This is a genomic window from Enterococcus sp. 7F3_DIV0205, from assembly GCF_002141365.2.
GTDB lineage: Bacteria > Bacillota > Bacilli > Lactobacillales > Enterococcaceae > Enterococcus_L > Enterococcus_L palustris.
The window spans coordinates 2917287-2935383 of record NZ_CP147244.1 but is presented as its reverse complement, the minus strand read 5'-3'; the positions used below and the strand labels follow the sequence as shown (position 1 = coordinate 2935383).

13 protein-coding genes are annotated in these 18097 nt (G+C 36.6%); 3 read left to right on the top strand and 10 right to left on the bottom strand.

Translation table 11 applies throughout. The annotated features are described in order from the left end of the window. Positions 1 to 20: 20 nt before the first annotated feature. Positions 21 to 1310, bottom strand: a complete 1290-nt coding sequence (locus A5821_RS13735; protein WP_086315314.1) for a glycoside hydrolase family 125 protein — start codon at positions 1308 to 1310, stop codon at positions 21 to 23. 160 nt (positions 1311 to 1470) lie between these two features. Between A5821_RS13735 and A5821_RS13730 the strand changes: the two genes are divergently transcribed. Together A5821_RS13730 and A5821_RS13725 are read left to right on the top strand one after the other, a co-directional pair. Beyond that, positions 1471 to 2505, top strand: a complete 1035-nt coding sequence (locus A5821_RS13730) for a GntR family transcriptional regulator (protein WP_086315313.1) — start codon at positions 1471 to 1473, stop codon at positions 2503 to 2505. A 3-nt stretch (positions 2506 to 2508) separates the two neighbouring features. Beyond that, positions 2509 to 4650: a GH92 family glycosyl hydrolase gene (locus A5821_RS13725; RefSeq protein WP_086315312.1), complete on the top strand. Its 2142-nt coding sequence runs from the start codon at positions 2509 to 2511 to the stop codon at positions 4648 to 4650. A gap of 61 nt (positions 4651 to 4711) precedes the next feature. Here A5821_RS13725 and A5821_RS13720 read toward each other — a convergent pair whose 3' ends face one another. The 6 genes from A5821_RS13720 to A5821_RS13695 form a co-directional block, all read right to left on the bottom strand. Further along, the gene (locus A5821_RS13720; RefSeq protein WP_086315311.1) at positions 4712 to 6208 is read right to left on the bottom strand and encodes a response regulator transcription factor; all 1497 of its coding nucleotides are present in this window, start codon (positions 6206 to 6208) and stop codon (positions 4712 to 4714) included. Positions 6209 to 6319: 111 nt separating this feature from the next. Next, the gene (locus A5821_RS13715; RefSeq protein ID WP_086315310.1) at positions 6320 to 8044 is read right to left on the bottom strand and encodes a sensor histidine kinase; all 1725 of its coding nucleotides are present in this window, start codon (positions 8042 to 8044) and stop codon (positions 6320 to 6322) included. Beyond that, positions 8037 to 8651, bottom strand: a complete 615-nt coding sequence (locus A5821_RS13710; protein ID WP_086315309.1) for a YesL family protein — start codon at positions 8649 to 8651, stop codon at positions 8037 to 8039. The genes A5821_RS13715 and A5821_RS13710 overlap by 8 nt, the downstream gene beginning before the upstream one ends. Before the next feature lie 173 nt (positions 8652 to 8824). Then, entirely contained in the window at positions 8825 to 10288 is a 1464-nt protein-coding gene (locus A5821_RS13705; protein ID WP_086315308.1) for an ABC transporter substrate-binding protein, read from the bottom strand. A 159-nt stretch (positions 10289 to 10447) separates the two neighbouring features. Continuing rightward, on the bottom strand, positions 10448 to 11368 hold the full coding sequence (locus tag A5821_RS13700; RefSeq protein ID WP_086315307.1) for a carbohydrate ABC transporter permease: 921 nt from the start codon (positions 11366 to 11368) through the stop codon (positions 10448 to 10450). Positions 11369 to 11383: 15 nt separating this feature from the next. Next, positions 11384 to 12349, bottom strand: coding sequence for an ABC transporter permease (locus tag A5821_RS13695; RefSeq protein ID WP_422392079.1), 966 nt, complete (start codon positions 12347 to 12349; stop codon positions 11384 to 11386). Between the two features lie 174 nt (positions 12350 to 12523). Between A5821_RS13695 and A5821_RS13690 the strand changes: the two genes are divergently transcribed. Beyond that, entirely contained in the window at positions 12524 to 12859 is a 336-nt protein-coding gene (locus A5821_RS13690) for a RidA family protein (protein WP_086315305.1), read from the top strand. Between the two features lie 180 nt (positions 12860 to 13039). Here A5821_RS13690 and A5821_RS13685 read toward each other — a convergent pair whose 3' ends face one another. From A5821_RS13685 to A5821_RS13675, 3 genes are all read right to left on the bottom strand, one after another. Next, on the bottom strand, positions 13040 to 14062 hold the full coding sequence (locus A5821_RS13685) for a DUF916 and DUF3324 domain-containing protein (protein ID WP_086315304.1): 1023 nt from the start codon (positions 14060 to 14062) through the stop codon (positions 13040 to 13042). Positions 14063 to 14189: 127 nt separating this feature from the next. Beyond that, on the bottom strand, positions 14190 to 14816 hold the full coding sequence (locus A5821_RS13680) for a WxL domain-containing protein (protein ID WP_086315303.1): 627 nt from the start codon (positions 14814 to 14816) through the stop codon (positions 14190 to 14192). 100 nt (positions 14817 to 14916) lie between these two features. Next, entirely contained in the window at positions 14917 to 18009 is a 3093-nt protein-coding gene (locus tag A5821_RS13675) for a hypothetical protein (protein WP_086315302.1), read from the bottom strand. Between the last annotated feature and the right edge of the window lie 88 nt (positions 18010 to 18097).

Sequence of the window (18097 nt, the reverse complement as noted above, 5' to 3'; positions counted from 1 at the left end):
TTACGCTCCATCCATTCTTTTTATCGTTCAACTCGAATATCAAAATAATCCATCACCAACTCACAAAACATCATGTTCGCCCAAGAGAACCATTCACGTGTATAATTTTTCGGATTGTCTACATCAAATCCTTCATGCATTAAGTGTGTGCCTCCGTCGTTGGCTACTAAAGAATTCAAGATTCGTTCTTTTTCTGACTTGTTTTTTGTCGTCATACCTTCCATCGCCAACGCGATCGGCCAAATATAATTTTCTGGCGTATGAGAACTACCGATACCTTTAGCGTATTTCCCCTCATAAAAATAAGGGTTTTCCTTACTTAAAATTGTTTTTCTAGTTGCTTGATACGTCTCGTCATCAACTGTTGTATAGCCCAAATAAGGTGCAGAAAGCAGATTAGGAATATTGCTATCATCCATAATGCTAGCATTACCTAGACCATCTACTTCGTATGCGTAGATAGCGTCTCCAGCTCGATTGTCCGTTTTGCCAAATTGGTGAATTCCAGAATCAATTTCTTTTCTAAGTGAAGATGCTTGCGCTACTATTTCTGGATCAGACAATATTTCAGTAAAAATCTCTTCGATATAGCCCAAAATAACTACAGCAAACATATTCGATGGCACTAAATAACCGTAACGGCAAGCGTCATCGCTCGGACGAAAGCCCGACCAAGTCATCCCTGTTTTACTGACCTCACTGCCTCGACCATCATTTGGAAGTGTGTCCTCTAAACGTGTAGTATCGCGTTCGAATGTATATGGTGAATTTTGGTGCTCTTGTTCTGTTTTAAAAACCGTCAAAATCTTTTTCACACCTGCTACAAAATTCTCATCGAATTGCTTCTTGCATCTCGTATTTTTGAATAGCAAGTAAGCGAGCTGAACGGGGTAACAAAGTGAATCTATTTCGTATTTCCGCTCCCAGATCCACGGACTCATTACCGTGTGATCGCTCTGATGTCCAGCACCATTCGGTTCTTCATTGAATGCATTAGCATAAGGATCCATCGTAATATAGAAAAATTGACGTTGGACCAAACCGCAAATCATGTCTCTTAATTCTTCATCTTCTTTGGCGATAACTAAATAAGGACGAACTTGCGCAGTAGAATCTCTCAGCCACATCGCAGGAATATCTCCTGTTAGTAAAAACGTAGTCCCATCCGCTTGTCTTTTGACTGTCGTAGTCAAGGTATTGGCAAAAGCTGCATTGAAGTTTTCCGCCCAACCAGCGTGCTCTTCCCCACACATCTTAGTGATTTTATCCATAAAATCTTGAACTGAGTTTGGTATTTTTTTGTAAGCCATACGTACCTCCCGTTAGTTGATATATCATTTCACAACGAAAGTATATGATAATGAAAGCGTTTTGTCTACTGTTTTTATTAATATTTTTAAATTGAACTCTTTTTCTTTCTATGTTAAACTAACAACAATGATATATCATTTCACATTTAGGAGAACAACTATGTCAAAACCATTATATAAAAAAATCACCGATGACTTATTGCAAGCAATCGAAACTGGAAAATTGCCAGAAAATGCCCAACTTCCAACAGAGAAGGAACTCTCTCAAACGTATAATGTCAGCCGTATCACCTCGAAACGAGCACTAACAGAGCTCGAAAATCAAGGGTTGATTTATCGTATCCAAGGAAAAGGCAGCTATGTTCAAAAACGTAAACCTATGAAGAAAAAAGTGTCACGTATTTTATTTTTGATTCCTTTCGTAAATGATCTTTCTCTTGGGAACTTCAATGAGGGATTAGCTCCTGTTACAAGTGAACATCACTACGAAGTAATCATGTCATCCTCAGAATTTTTGATCAATAAACAAGCAGCTGATATCATCGAAGATTTTGACGGAATGATCTACTATGCACATAATACTGAAGACTTTTTAGATACGTTATTCGAGTTGTCTATTCAGCAATTTCCAGTCATCATCTTAGATAAAAAGATCCACGATCTGCCTTATCCCACTGTTCAATCGAACAACTTTTCAGGTGGTGCGATGGCGACAACTTATTTAGCAACTCAAGGTCACCAACGGATTGCTTATATTTTTGGAGAAGAAACACTGCCGCAATCTGTACGGCAGCGCTATTTAGGCTACATTCATTCGACGAAAGAACAGCACTTATCTTTTCATACCGCTTTAACAGATAAGCAAGCCTTCCTACACTCCGATGTTATTGCTTATATTTTAGAAAATGCGATTACTGGTGTTGTCTGTGAAAATGATTTAGTAGCGATTTCTTTAATGAACCAAGCCAAGCGAGCCAATGTTGATATACCAAATCAATTATCCGTTATTGGTTTCGATAATATCCAAGCTGCCTCATTGATCGATCCATCTTTAACCACAATTGCTCAGGATTTTAAAGGGATGGGTAACCTTGCCGGCACGATGCTGATAGAATGGATCGAAAAACAAGTGATTCCAACAGATCAGCAAGTTCCAGTAAAACAAATTATTCGACACTCTACAAAGGAGAATTAATGTATGAAACCAACATTCATCGACACTAGACACGGAACTGATAATCAACATTCTTTTTCAAATGGTAATTGTTTACCTTATACGGGTGTGCCTTTTGGCATGAACTATTTTGCACCTCAAACTAATGGAGATAACGGTAGTTGGTGGTTCAATCCTCGTGACCGAGTCTTTCAAGGGTTTCGCTTGACCCATCAACCTAGTCCTTGGATGGGGGATTTTAGTTATTTGGTTATGTTGCCTTTTAATGGCAAACTAAAAGAATCGACTGTCTTTCATGCTCAGTCTTCTTACCGACCAGATGAAAGCGTTTTTAATCCTAGTTATTTAGAACTGACAGCACAGCGCTATCAACTGACAACTCGTCTAATTCCTAGTATGTATGGTGGTGTCTTAACAGCAAGTTACACACAAGCAGATGCCGGACTTTTACTTTCGTTACCTGGAAAATATCACCTTACTATCGAGGATGCTCATACCGTTTCCGGCTCTATAATAAACTCCGCAGGTTGTAAGGATAATCATTTTTCTTTTTACTTTACCTTGCATTTTGACCAAGCTTTAACTTTTGAAAAACCTGTCGAACAAAAAGGTGAAAATGAGTGCATTACTTTTTCATTTGGAAATATTGGAGAACAAGTAGTCCAGTTCGGTACTTCTTTTATCAGTTTAGAACAAGCTAAATTGAATTTGTCTCGTGAAGCACATTGGCAACCAGCAGACTACCTTGCAAACTCAGAAAAGCAGTGGTCTCATTATCTGAATAAAATCGAGATTCAAGATAAGAACCAACAGCGTCGTTCGACCTTTTATCATAATTTATATCGTGCTTTTTTATTTCCACAAACATTTTATGAAAAAGATGCTCACAACAAAATTATTCATTATGATACGTTGGCTAAAGAAGTAAAACCAGGATTTCTCTATACAAATAATGGGTTTTGGGATACTTATAAAACGGTTTATCCTCTTTATTCATTGATTGCTCAAGAAAAATATGCAGAAATGCTGGAAGGTTTTTTGAATAGTTATCGAGAAAGCGGCTATTTGCCTAAATGGCTTTCACCTGACGAACGAGGCTTAATGCCAGGCACATTGATCGATGCTGTGGTTGCTGATGCTGCAGTAAAAAATATTCGTCCTGATTTGATGCCTGAATTTTTAGAAGCTATGATCAAAGGAGCGACAATTCAAAGTGAGAATCCAAATTACGGCAGACAAGGAACCAACGATTATTTGACTTATGGCTATGTTCCTGCTCACTATCATGAGTCTGTAAACCATACCTTAGATTATTGCTATAGCGATTTCTGCATCAGCCAAGTTGCAAAATCATTGGAAGAACATACAATTGCTGAACATTATGAAAAACAAGCAAAGAATTATTTAACTATTTTTGATCCTGAAACTGGCTTTATGCGGGCTAAACAAACAGATGGCACATTCAAAGAACCTTTTAACAGTCACCAATGGGGAGAAGATTACGCTGAAGGTAGTGCGTGGCAAAGTAGTTTTGCGGTGTATCATGATTTTAAAGGTTTGATTGCAGCATATGGTGGACCAGACGAATTTCAAGAAACATTGATTGATTTATGCAATCAGGCACCAGTCTTTAATGTTGATGGATATGGGTTTGAAATTCACGAAATGAGTGAAATGGCCGCCACAGAGTTTGGCCAATTGGCAATTTCTAATCAGCCTAGCTTTCATTTTCCCTATTTATTTAGCTATATTGGAAAACCGGAGTTTGCCCAGCCATTACTAAAACAATTAATGATCCAAGAGTTCGATGATAGCTCTACTGGTTTCCCAGGCGATGAAGATAATGGAAGCATGGCTAGTTGGTATATTTTTAGTTCATTAGGATTTTATCCTGTTTGCCCTGGTTCAGGCGAATATGTGATTGGGATGCCTTTATTTGATAAAGCGATTATTCATTTATCTAGCGGTGAAACATTGACTATTTCCACTAGTCCAAATCAGGAACAGCAACAATTTGTGGACCATATTCGTTACAATGATTCTTTGCATGAGGAATTAGTTTTCACTCATGACAGCTTGATAAATGGTGGTACGATCGACTTTACTTTGGGCACCGTGCCTAGACCGAGACAATACAAAAAAGATCAACTTCCTTTTAGCATTTAATAACGTGTTATTTACAAAAAAAGCAACTACAAGAGCAGATCTCTTGTGGTTGCTTTTTCACCTATTCTTCCCCCACCGAATCGTAATGGTGTTTATATTTTTCTCGAAATTCTTTCGGCGTTAAATCATTCATCTTTTTGAAAATTTGAGAGAAGTATGTGCTGTTGTTAAAGCCGATTTTATCAGCAATTTCATTTACGTTATCATCCGTATAAAGCAACAAATTTTGAGCTTTTTTCATACGATATTGGTTTAAATATTGGGAAAAGCTCTTCTTCGTTTCTTTTTTGAATAGTTGCCCCAAGTACATCACATTAAGATGCAATGATTGCGCTACACATTTCAATGTTAATTCGCTTGTATAATCCGAACGAATTTTATCGATCACTTTTTGAACGTTTTCTGAGTAATCGTATGCTATTTTTTCCCGCGTGATTTGAGTCACTGTAGTGGATAGAATATCATGCAGTTTATCAGCGTTAGACGAGTGATTGATATCATCTAACACTTGCTGATACTCCCCTTCATCCAAATGATTAAAACGGCGATAAATATCCATAAAAAGCATAAACGTAATATGCCGAACATCCTCAGGACGAGCACCAATTTTTTGCGTCTTAGCAAAAATTTCAGCAATCGTCGTCTCGATCGTGGTAAAATCTCCCACCATCAACGTCTTGTTAAAATTGATAATATCTGCTGATAGATCAAAATCATCTGAAAAAACAGAATACAGTACATTACTGCCGCTAGCTTCATAAAACTTATAGCGCTGTAATGTTTGATTTGCTTTTTCATAACTATCTGGCACGTCCTCCCAATCACTGACCGTCTCACCAACACTTATCAACCAACTATCATCTTCATTGGCTTGTAACGGATTGGCTATTAAGAGCTGGTTCAATTGATACTTGCCACCTTTAAATATATGTACAATCAGACTTTTATCCCCTAAATTACGAGTAAATAATAACGATTGCTGCTGATTTTCTAGCCAGTCAATCACATTGATCTTTTTCTCGCGATTAACCTCTATCAACAGAACTGTCCACTCTGATTTTTCTGTAGTATTGACCAATCGATCCAGCTCTTCATAACTATCCTTATCAATTTCGCCATTCACCCATTGGGACAATAAAATTTCACTATACAAGCCATTTCTAGTTTCTTGTTGATTGCGTTCATCTAGACGTTTTCTTGCTTTTTTAACACTTTTTAGAAGTTCAACCTTATCTACAGGCTTCATCAAATAATTGATAGCCCCCAACTGTAATCCGCCTTTTAAGAAATCGAATTTTTGATAACCAGAAAGAATCATAAATTCAAATTCTCTCGCCTCTTTTTGAGCAGCTTCAATAAATTCTAATCCTGTCATTTCCGGCATTGTGATATCCGTAATGACTAGATCAATCGCCTCTGTCTCCATCATCGTCAATGCTTCTTTGGCATTTCGCGCCGTCCCTTTGATGGAAAAGCCTTCTGCTTCCCAAGAAATAATTTTTTTCAGCCCATTTACGATCATATACTCATCATCAACCAATAAAACATTGTAATTCATTTTATTACTCCTTTACTCTACGACTACTCATCGCAAAATGATTTTGCTGTAAAAGACGGTGACTTTTTTTGAAATAAACTTTCTTTTTCTTTTCATTGTCAATCAGATTTGTTAGGAAAGAGGATCATCAAAGGTTAACTCAATTGCGATTCCTTTTATTTCGTTTGGCGTAATCGTCATTAAAAATGATGGGCCAAAATAAGCACGCAAACGTTCATTTACATTTTGCAGCCCAATCGAATCATGCAGCTCGATTTGCTCGCTCTTCAATTTAGTTTGAATCAACGCTAGCTTTTGTAAAGAGATTCCTTTGCCATTATCACGTATTGAAATCTTTACCTGCCCCTTAATTAAACGAGCCTTCACGCTGATAGCATTGTCATTTCTGGAAAAATCGATACCATGAACAAAATAATTTTCAATCAACGGCTGAATTGAGAATTTCGGTAAAACCAGTTCCTTTAATGCCTCATCGATCTCAAAGTGATATGCAATTCGATCTGGATATCTCATTTGATATAAATATACATACTTTTCACAAAAACTTAGCTCTTTTTCCAACGTTGTTGTCTTAGCCTGATCGGTATTATTCCGCAGTAAGGTTGAGAAGGCATATACGACATCCGCTAGTTCCTCACTCCCTTCACTTAATGCATACATTCGAATATACTCGAGTGTGTTATATAAGAAATGGGGACTGATTTGCGATTGTAAGGCTCTCATATGTGCGTCTTGCTGCTTGATCTCTAGTTTATAGATATCCGCAATATATTGCTCAATATTATCCAACATCGTATTGATTCCTATAGATAATTCTTTTAACTCAAATTGGGTCTCTTGATCATTGATCCGTGTATTCAAATCTCCTTCAGAAACAAGCGCCATCGATCCCATAATAATATCGACTTGTTGAGAATACTTCGTAAAGGTTCGATAAAGCAAATATAACAGTAATAAAATCAACACCAAACCACCCAGCATCAGAATCCGTAAATCAAAAAGAACTTGCGTCAAGATCTTTTTCTTAGAGATCGTCACTAAAATATCAAAACCACTCGTTGTTTTCAGATGTTCCAGTATATTATTTTCTGCCAACTGTTGAATTGGCAAAGCAGATGTTTCTTTCATTTTTTGCTGAATCAGTTGTTGGTCTGACGTGTTATTTTGTTCCGTATAAGTCAATAATTGATACCCTGTACTTGAAAATACATACGCTAATAATCCATCGAATGTCGTTAAATGAGTCAAGCTATCGATAATATCTTTTTGAGAAAACTCAATATAAAAACTGCCCAGCACTTCTAAAGTCACTGGATTTGTGATTGGATACGCCAAATAAAACTTATTATTTAGACGTGGCGTTCCTTCTATCTTCTTACCACTCTTATTTTCAACACTAGAAAGATAATAATCAGTATAATTGTTCAATACGATGATAATCGATTCGATATTATCATACATGGTATAAAAATTTTTTACTTGGCCGGGTAAAAATAGATAGTTGCCTGTTTCTAACTGTTGATCATAAGAGTAATTCAAGTAATCTGAAATCGAAGTATCCATGTAACGATTTAAATTGTTGATTTTTTCTTGATTATCTCTCAAACTATTCAACATCGTTTTACCTTGTAGATTCTTATCATTGATCGAGCGGCTAATCGTGTCTACAGCTTCTTGTGCTGTAATCTCCCCTCTTCCCATCGATTGCCAATAGGTATTCATACCAATACTGACCATGCCGATCAAAATCAAAGACACAAGGATCAACGCATAATTTTTCAGCAAACGGTTCAGTAACGTTTTTTCATTAAAGAAAGAAGGTTTTTGTTTACGCATGGAGTTCCAATCGTTGATCGATTGTTTGGCGCCATGATTTTGTTGCCGTGAAACTCCAAATTTGAATCATAGAAAACGTACCAAATAGAATCAATCCTTTAAACTTCCACGTAACGAACAGAATCAAGCATATGCCAATTGCAATTTTTAAAAGATTGGTAAAATTTGATAACGTCGAAATAAACGCTAGTTTCAATAAATTTTTCAAACCGATTTCATAATAACTGTCTAATAGTAATGTATACTGAAAAGTCACAACTGCATAGATCATTGCAAAGACTAAAAGAAAATCAATCATCAAAAACGCCAATCCTTGGATTTGAACAGATAAAAATAAATTATAGGCTAAACCTGTTAATAACAAAATAGTGCCATAAAAGAGAATATTTCCTCTGACAAAATTCTGCTTAAAACGACTCCAACCTGCTTTCAACGTAATATCTTTGTAATTAAATTGATGACTGATAAATAATTCATTGATTGTTTTCAACGCTGGCCCAATCCCCGCTATAAGTAAACCACAACAGCTGAATAACCAAAAAAATAAATTTAACTTTACAATGACCCAGATTTTAATGAACAATGTTTCCAACGCTTTTCCAACCATCTAACTCTTCCTTTCTACTTCTCTATTAGTATAATAAATAACTATTCCGGATATTCCAAATAAAAAACTACTGTCTAAGATAATAGTACGCAGTTTAACCCAATTATTTTTAAAAGAACCAAGTAAAAACGATGTATTATCGATTCACTTGGTTCCAAGGATTTATACCTGTTTTATTTTTTCAAAAATTCATCGTATTGTTTTTGCATTTCAGCTAAGACTTTTTCGTAACCAGCATTAACAAGCGCTTCTTTTAATTTAGGGACTGTTTCTTCTGGGTCAACAGTTCCTGTATTTAAACCATCTAGGTATTGACTCATAACGTTCGCTATATTACTCATTTCTGTTTTCACATTTGATGTCACGAAGTTAAAGCCTAAAATCGGAGATGTCTCTGCTTTAGCAATTGATTCATCACGCTCTTTGATCATATCATCTGTGATGGTATCTTGGGTGTATAAAATTTTGTTATTCCCTGTATTCCAGGCTGGTAAATGCGTGTTTGGTTTATACCCATCGAGCAATTTGATTTTACCCTCTTTGCCTGGAATTTTTTCCCAAGCTTCGCCTTCAATTCCCCAAACTAATCCATTCAGCAATTCTGGATCACTATTGATTTGACCTAATACTTCTACAGCTTTTTCTTTATTTTTAGACGTATTTGAGACTACAAAGTTGGCCATTCGAGCTTGATCACTTGATTTAAGTGGTGTAGTAAAGGCTTTAGATACTAATTCTTGTCCTGCAGCATTACTTAAAATCGTATCACCATAATCGTAAGGACCTTGTGTTTCTTGACGAACGAACCAAGTATTTCCTTCTAGTGGAAACTCTGTATTACTTGTAGCCGCATCTGATGGAATGTAGCCTGCTTGATACCATTTATGCATTGTTTTTAAGACGTCCATGAAGTCTTTATTTTCATATTGGTTGACGATTTTTTTAGGATCACCATTTAAATCCACTGCGAATGGATAGCCATTCCCAATCGGAAAGTCAAAATCACCTTGTGCTTTGAATCCTTGACCAATCGCAAATGCTGCAATATTTGGTTCTTTTTCATGGAATGTTTTTAGTACGTTTTCTGCATCTTTGTATGACTTAATATTATCGATCGATAACTTGTATTTATCCAAATATTGTTTGTTGAATGTCAGTACTTGTTGAGAGTATACGTTGCCATTTACTGGAAATGCGTATAATTTACCATCCACCAAATTTCCTTTTATATACGCTTCATCCAACTGGTCATAAGCATCTTTAGCAAATTTCGGTGCCAGTTCAGTTAAATCAGCATACGCACCCTTTTGCGCATTTGGTACGTAATTATCCGCAAACGCAATATCATAATTTTCACCAGAAGAGACAATAACACTCATTTTTTTCTCATAATCGCCCCATCCAATATACTGGATGTTTAGTTTAACACCTGTTTTTTCTTCGATCTTCTTGTTAGCCGTTTCCATCAAGGCATCATAGTTATCAGGTTTATCTCCGATTTGATACATCATTAGTGTATTTTCATCCGCTTTTTTGCTACTTCCTTCTGTTTTTCCTTTACCACCGCCGCATGCTGTTAACGCACCTAAAAGAACAACTGCTGTACTTAAACCGATTACTTTTTTCCACGTCTTCATTCCTGTTCCTCCTTGTAATTTAAAATAGTAACAATGTTCCACTTCACCTTGTACCATTCAACATCAACACAGTTCTTCGTTGTGTTTCTTGGCATGTTTCAAGGAAAAAGCGTAGCGGGCTCGTTTAGCCTTGCAGGAAAAGCTGAATGAGTAAGCTTTTTATTCCTTAACTCCGCCAATCGTTAACCCTTTTACAAAATACTTTTGGAAAAATGGATAACTGATTGCAATTGGTAATGTCGAAATAACGACGATTGCCATCCGAGCTGATTCTCCCGGTATCGCTGCCATCCCGCCAGATAATTGACTACTGGCTCCAGCATTTTGGGTCAAGTATTGAATGTTGTTTTGAATCTTCATCAATAAATATTGCAGTGGAACTAAACTATCTTTTTGAATATATAAGAGTGCATTAAACCAGTCATTCCAATACCCTAAAGCGGCAAATAAACTGATTGTTGCAATTCCCGGTACTGCTAGTGGTAACACGATTTGAATAAAAATCCGCATCTCAGAAGCCCCGTCGATCCGCGCTGACTCAATGATCGAATCAGACACCGAGCGCTTGAAAAAGGTCCGCATCACAATAATATTAAACGGACTGACCGCCATTGGCAAAATCAATGCCCAAATCGTATCTTTTAACTGCAGTAAATTCGTCATCACTATATAATTTGCCACCATCCCTGGGGAAAACAACATCGTAATCAAACAAAAAACAGTAAAAAACCGACGAAACGGAAAATTAGATCTTGAAATCACATAAGCATATAGTGAAGTCGCCGTACTATTGATCAACGTTCCAACTACCGTTACTAAAACGGTGACAAACAATGCTTGAAAAATCTTGTCTTGCATCTGATCAAATAAGTAAGTATAGCCAAAGAAACTAAACTCCTTAGGCCAAAAACTATACCCATGAGTGGCTAGTGCTGTTTCATTAGTAAGTGAGATCGCGACAACAAACAAAAACGGCAAAATGCAAGATAGAGCAAAAACTGCGATCAACACATTAAAAAACAAATTTGCAGGTCTATTAAATGAGCGTATTGCTACTTTTGAAACTGGCTTTTTCTTCAATGTTTTCACTCCTCCTTAGAATAATGCCGAATCATTGTCAAAGCGACGAACGATTCCATTTGTAACCATCAACAAGATAAAACCAACTGTCGACTGGTATAACCCAGCTGCTGCTGTCATGCCGATATCGCCTGTAGCGGTCAAGCCGTTGAAGATGTAAGTATCCAAAACAGACGTGACCTGATACAATGAACCAGAATTTCTTGGAACGTTATAGAACAAACCAAAATCCGCCCTAAAAATATTTCCCACAGCCAAAATCGTCATGATCGTCATCAGAGGTAACAATTGAGGAATCGTTACATTTTTGATTTGCTGCCACTTGCTGGCACCATCCACCATCGCAGCCTCATAATAAGTCGGATCAATTCCCATAACAGAAGCAAAATAAATGATACTATTATAGCCGATTCCTTTCCACGTTCCGATAAATACTAAGATGAACGGCCAATATTTCGCTTCACTATACCAATTGATCGGCATTCCTCCACGACTAGCAATCCACTGATTGAAAATCCCTTTATCTGGACTTAAAAAGGCATAAACAAAATACCCAATAATAACCCAAGATAAGAAATACGGCAAAAGAGACATCGTTTGATAAACTTTTACCAAACGCTTATTCCGCAATTCACTCATCACGATTGCAAAAAATACAGAAATGACAAGGTTTAGCGTAATAAACGTCACGTTGTACAACACTGTATTTTTCGTAATCAAGAAGGCATCATTAGAAGAAAACAAAAACTTGAAATTATCCAAGCCAACCCAAGGGCTCTCTTTCAAACTAGCGATAAACCCATCTGGTGAAATATGGAAATCCTTAAAAGCTACCACATTGGTCAATACTGGAATATAAAAGAAAAAGATCATCCAAACCATCGCTGGAATCGCCATTAAGATCAAGGCTTTATACCGCCATACATTCGTAAAGAAAAGCGAGCGCTTTGACTTCTTCTTCATTTCCCCAACTCCTTTCATCAAATTGTCTACAATAGAATTGTAGCGCTTTCAAAAAGGAATAAAAATAAACAAAATATAGATATTCTTATAAAAAATATAGATGTTACTAAAAATACCCCAAATGATGCCTTTCCCTATAATCATTCCTGAATATGATACAATGAATCTACCAACTAGAATGGAGGAAGCAACGTGCAAATTTATCAAAACACAAAAATCGCTGGCAACAAGTCCCTATATATTTCAGGCCAAACACCAAGTAAAGAGGGTTACACACCGCATGGTATTGAAGAGCAAACAGAAATTGTATTAGAAAAAATCATCACTGCTTTGCATGAAAATAATTTAACGGTAGATGATTTAGTAAAAATCACGATATATATTACAGATGTTGCCTATCTGCCAGGCGTTAGAAGTAAGCTAGCATCATTTGTCGGCGCATCAAAACCTACTTCTACATTAGTTGTTGTTGCCGGATTGATCGATCCAGACTTTAAAGTTGAAATTGATGGAATTGCAGCATTTTAGATAAACTATTCATTTTATTAGATACTAAAAACGAAGCGAGTGCGAGACAAAACTTAATAAACGGTGACCAACAGTCAGGTTCTTCGGCAATTTCGCAAAAAAGCGAGCAATACAAAAAGCGTGTTGCTCGCTTTTTATATTGCTCGAACCTAATCGACTCTTGTCTCAAACTCATTTCGCTTAGTTATGTTTTTTTTGATAAACAATGTACCCTAGTAATCCAACTAAGATAACGCCCATTCCAGCTGCCACCCACGGCCAATAATTGGTTGGCTGTTTTACTACATCTACAGCTTCTTCATTAAGTTTCTCTGCCTCTTTTTGCTCAACATCGAATTCTTTTGTAAAGGCCCACTTCTCTTCACCACTTGTAACCTCTAACTTAAGTGTGTACTCGCCTGCACGTATTTCTTCATTCTCTAAAGAAACATTGTAATCAAATACAGAATGCGGCGCCATCGCCAATTTTTCCGTTTTTGTTGTGTATATCAATTGATCTTTTTGATACACTTTCGCTTCAACAGTCGCTTTTTTTAAGGTCGCACTTTGAACATTTCTTAATGTCGCTAAAAAAGCTGTCCGTCCATTTGTCAGACCTGCCTTAATGTCCCCAAGTTTGATTTCTGGTTTTACAATAGTATCCGTTTCGCTTAGTTTTACACCAATCGTGTATGAAAATCGATTTGACAACTGGACACCTGAAGCATTTTTTTGTTCCTGCTTGCTCTCATTTGAATCCTTTGAAGGCTCTTTGTCATTGACTTCTTGGACAAAAAATCCACCTAATATTTCGCCATCGAAAGAATCGCTTGGCATTTTCAAATGAAACTGAATCTCTTTTTCTTCTTTAGGATTTAACGTAACGATTTGTTTTTCTGAAACTAAATCCGTCAAACTATGCTTCATCGATTTGTCTAATAGAGGTTTATCAACACTATAATCGACCATTCCATTATTATTTGTGAAAGCATCTCTAGGGGTAACTGCAATCGTTGATGGACGATCTGCATAATTTATGAGTTTTAATTTTAGCTCCTGCTCTTTCGAAGGAGTCATATGTAAATCAAAATAACTAACATCTGTCTTTTGGTTCTCAGGTAAAATAGCTTGAACTGAGTATGACATTTCTTCGGCAAAAACAGTGTTTCCGTAAAATAATCCAACAACAAAAATAATACTTAAAAATCCTACTATCTTTTTCATTTATCATTATTCCTTTCTATATATAACTTGAGTGACTTATGTACAGATAAGTTTGAAACAAAAAGACATGCTCTTTGTTTCAAACTACTTTTGTTATAACTATTGCTATGTCTAATTAACCTACTGCTTATTCTTGACCTGTTTCAGCATCAACTAAGTTCCAATTGATTTCACCAGAGTAATCTCCAGCTACGACTTTTTTGTTCTTTGTATAACCGAATGTCATCATCGCATTTGATAGCCCGATCGTGTTAACACCTAAACCTGTTGTTTCGCCATCAGAAACGATATTCGTTCCCACTTGATCGATGATAATTAAGTTATCTGCTGATTTAGGTACTTCTTGCCCTAAAATTTTTGATCCTTCGATCAATGGTGACGCAAGTGTTTGTTCTTTATTCTCAGTGTTTACAAAGGCAGATAGTTTAACGTTTACTGTCCATTTTTCGTTAGATCCTAGTAAATCAACTACTTGACCTTGGATGATTCCTAATTCATTTTCCATTGGTTTAGATTTGATAGTTGAATTGATGGTTGTATTCCCATTTTCATCAGTTGATACAGCATCGTTTAAATCAAAATCAAAATTCGCTGTATTAGTGAAACCTGTTAAATAAAGGTCCCCACCTTTAACAGCTGCTTCCGTCTTTGTTGTTGCTTGTTTTGCTGGTGCTTCTTCTGCATGGGCCGTCACCGCAAATAGACTTCCCGCTGCTAATAAAATCATTCCTGTTGTTAAGGTACTTGTTTTCATAATAAAATTCCTCCTAATATTGGTTTAACTGATTGATTATTTTAAGGATAGACACTAAAGATTCTATCTATTTAAAACGCTAATAATGGACGTTTGAATCTTAAGGCACATCCATCAGATTCCAAGAAACGGTTCCTTGGTAATGGCCTTTCGTCATGTTTGGAGATAGTTCAGCATATATTTTTTGCTCGCTTTTCTCCCCGAATTTCAATTCTTTCATTCCTTTGTGACTAATGATGACTCCAGCTTCTAACGATTGTTTTTGATTCCCCTCTTCAAAGAAGAGAGGTAACGTGTCACCAGATTCATTTTTAATTTCACTCGATACTTGTAACGACCACGAATTGTTACCACTACGTGTATCTTGAATCGTTATACTCAAATCTTCTGCATATCTTTTTTGTTTTTCTCGTTTTATTGTCCATTCACCAAAATTCAATTCCCCTGTAACCTCTGCAATGGTCAACATTTCTTTGGGTTGAACCTTAGGTAGTTTGATCTCTTTTTCAAGCTCAACACTTTCTTCTGTTTTATCTATTCCAAAAGCAGAAGTATGCACAATGATTGGTTCACTAAGCTTAGACGAATCTTTTGCTGCTGTCGCCTTCACTCGTATATGATATTCTTCTTGGGGTAAAATATCCTTTTTAAAACGAGCAATCGCCATTCTACGATAGTTTTGTTTTACCTGCTGCCCATCTGTTTCGGAAACGATCCCGCATTCAACTTGGCTATCAGGTAAAGGCTGGTTATTTTTATCAAGAATCTGAATTTCTTTAAGAACTAGTCCTTCTTCTTCTGGAAAAACATACTGCACTTGCTTCCATGCACCAGAATCAACGTCTTTGGCTAGTGTCGAGTTGCCGATCTTACCTTCAAAGAGCAATTCATCCTCTTCTTTGATATCTTTATTTAGCAGCTGCCCTTCTAAGTATGGTTTGGGAAAGTTAGTAACAGTTCCTTCATTTGCTATACTGATTTCGCTTTTCACTAAGGGTTTTGTGGTACTACCTTTTTCATAAAAACTAGCTTTGTTCACGATAGATGCCAGTTTTACGCCTAAACTTTCATCTTTAACAATTGCGTCAAAACTAAACGTAATTACTTCATTAAGAGCCATTGCCCCGTTATAAATCATTTTGTTCCCTTGTATTTGAACATCTGGTTTAGGATCTCGCTTGTTTTCGATATGCAGTGAGGCCTCATCTAGCGTCAAGTACTTGGAAAATTCATTTTCCCATCGGAAATAAATGTTTTTCCCTCTGTTTTCTAGATATATTTCATAGTGTAAACGGTCGCCCGGGTGAACTTTTGAGAGTAGTCCATTCGTATTCGTAACAGTCGAATCAAAAACATATTTTGTATCTTTTGAGACGATTCTAAACGTACGTGTGACCTTCTCAGACAAGTTACCATTGCTGTCTTGTGCCAGAAAAGTAAGCGTATGTTTCCCAGTTTTGTATGCAGATAAATCAATTTTGTCGATCGACCATTTCTGCTTTCCACTTTGATCCCCATTTTCGATCTCTTCAAATTTTGTATACGGCTCATCATCGATTGCATAGAGCATATCAACCGTACTACTTAGTTCGGATTCTACCGTACCGCTGATGTTCTCAAAGATTTTTCCTTCAAGTAAACTAGCAGGAATATCTGATTGTAGGTTTATCTTGGGGTTATTGATTTCATCTAAATGAATCGTATATGACATCGTCCGCTTTTCTTGTGGTTTCACTTTTTGTTTGTTCCACATCATAGCAACTGCCGCATCTGAATAATAATCGACGATTTCACCTGGCTGACCATTCTTTTCTTCTAACCCATGAACTTCACCACCGATGATCGATCGGCTCTTAAAGAAGTCTCCTGGTTCTGCATAACGATACCACCAGTGAATCCCTATACTTAAATCTAAATAGGTTCCTTTTGCAGCGCCCCATTTGTCTGGATTAGTTCCAACATTACTTGTCTCTCCAACTTTAAACATCACTTGATAAGGATCATTTGCAATTGAAAGTCCACGTCCATTTCCGATATAAGCAACGTCTCCGCTGTCTTTCCCATTCAACTTAGTATCAACAACTTCTGAAAAACCAACATTCATTGGTTGAGGATCACCTAATAGAGGTTTATCAACACGTTTGATCTCAATTTGTTTTTGAATATCTCCAGTTTCGGAATTTGAACTGAGCGTTACCCGCACTACTACTTTATAGGAATAGATTAGATTATGATCAAGCGTAAACTCGCCATAGGCTCTGATTTGGTTCTCTTTGACTGAGACGGCACTCATAGCAACTTTCTCTACAGGCGTATATTCTCCAGCTTTTTCAAAAGAGTAAAACCGAATCCCTCTACCATTTGAAGAATTACTTTCATTGCGATAATCAACTCGCTGACCATTTTCATTGGTTAAGAAAATATTCGTTAAAAATAAATCCTCTTCTGTAGCAAAACCATATGAAATCTGACTCCCTGATGATAATGAGGTAGCTAACGTCGTTTGCTTATCGAGTTGAACTTTCCAACCAGCATCTCGATCTGCCGCAATCTCACTCACCAAGTCTCCTGACCGTGTTTCTGGTTTACGTGCTTGTTCTGTCGTTGTTGACGTTGAACTCGATTCTGTACTGTTACTAGTGCTACTTTGGTTTTCTGAATTTTTTTCAGGTTCTGACGATCCTATCGTTTCACTTGTCTCGACCGTTGAAGAAGTTTCTGAACTTGATTGATTGGTGTCTTCTGTTTCGCTGCTTGTTAATTCTGACGTGCTTGTTTCAGTAAAACTTTCATCTAACTGTAGTTGGTAAGTGATCGTCTCTTGATTCTGTTCTACTATAATTTCTTGTTCTTGTACTTGATCGACATCAAAATATAATTGAAACGGTGCTGTTCCCTGATAGATAAATGAGATACTATGATTTTCTTCATCATTTGTTAATTTTAAGATAGACTGTTCTTGTTCTAAAGCAACAATATCCATTACTGTATTTGTTTTAATGGTTACTTCTTGCCCTGGCCGAACCTGAGGCAATGACACAACAGCTTGTTCTTTTTCATTTTTATGTATTTTTAATATGTTTGTCTGTTCACTTAGTGTTTCGGCGAATACATGTATCGGACTTTGACATAACGGACTGACAACTAAAAAAATAATAAGCATCCATAAATTAAATCGTTTAATGAATTTCACTGACTCACCTCTTGTTTGTCAAAATTTGTTCTGCTTACAAAATATAAAAGAATTCAGTTCCAACTTCAAGATATTCTCGTATTACAAT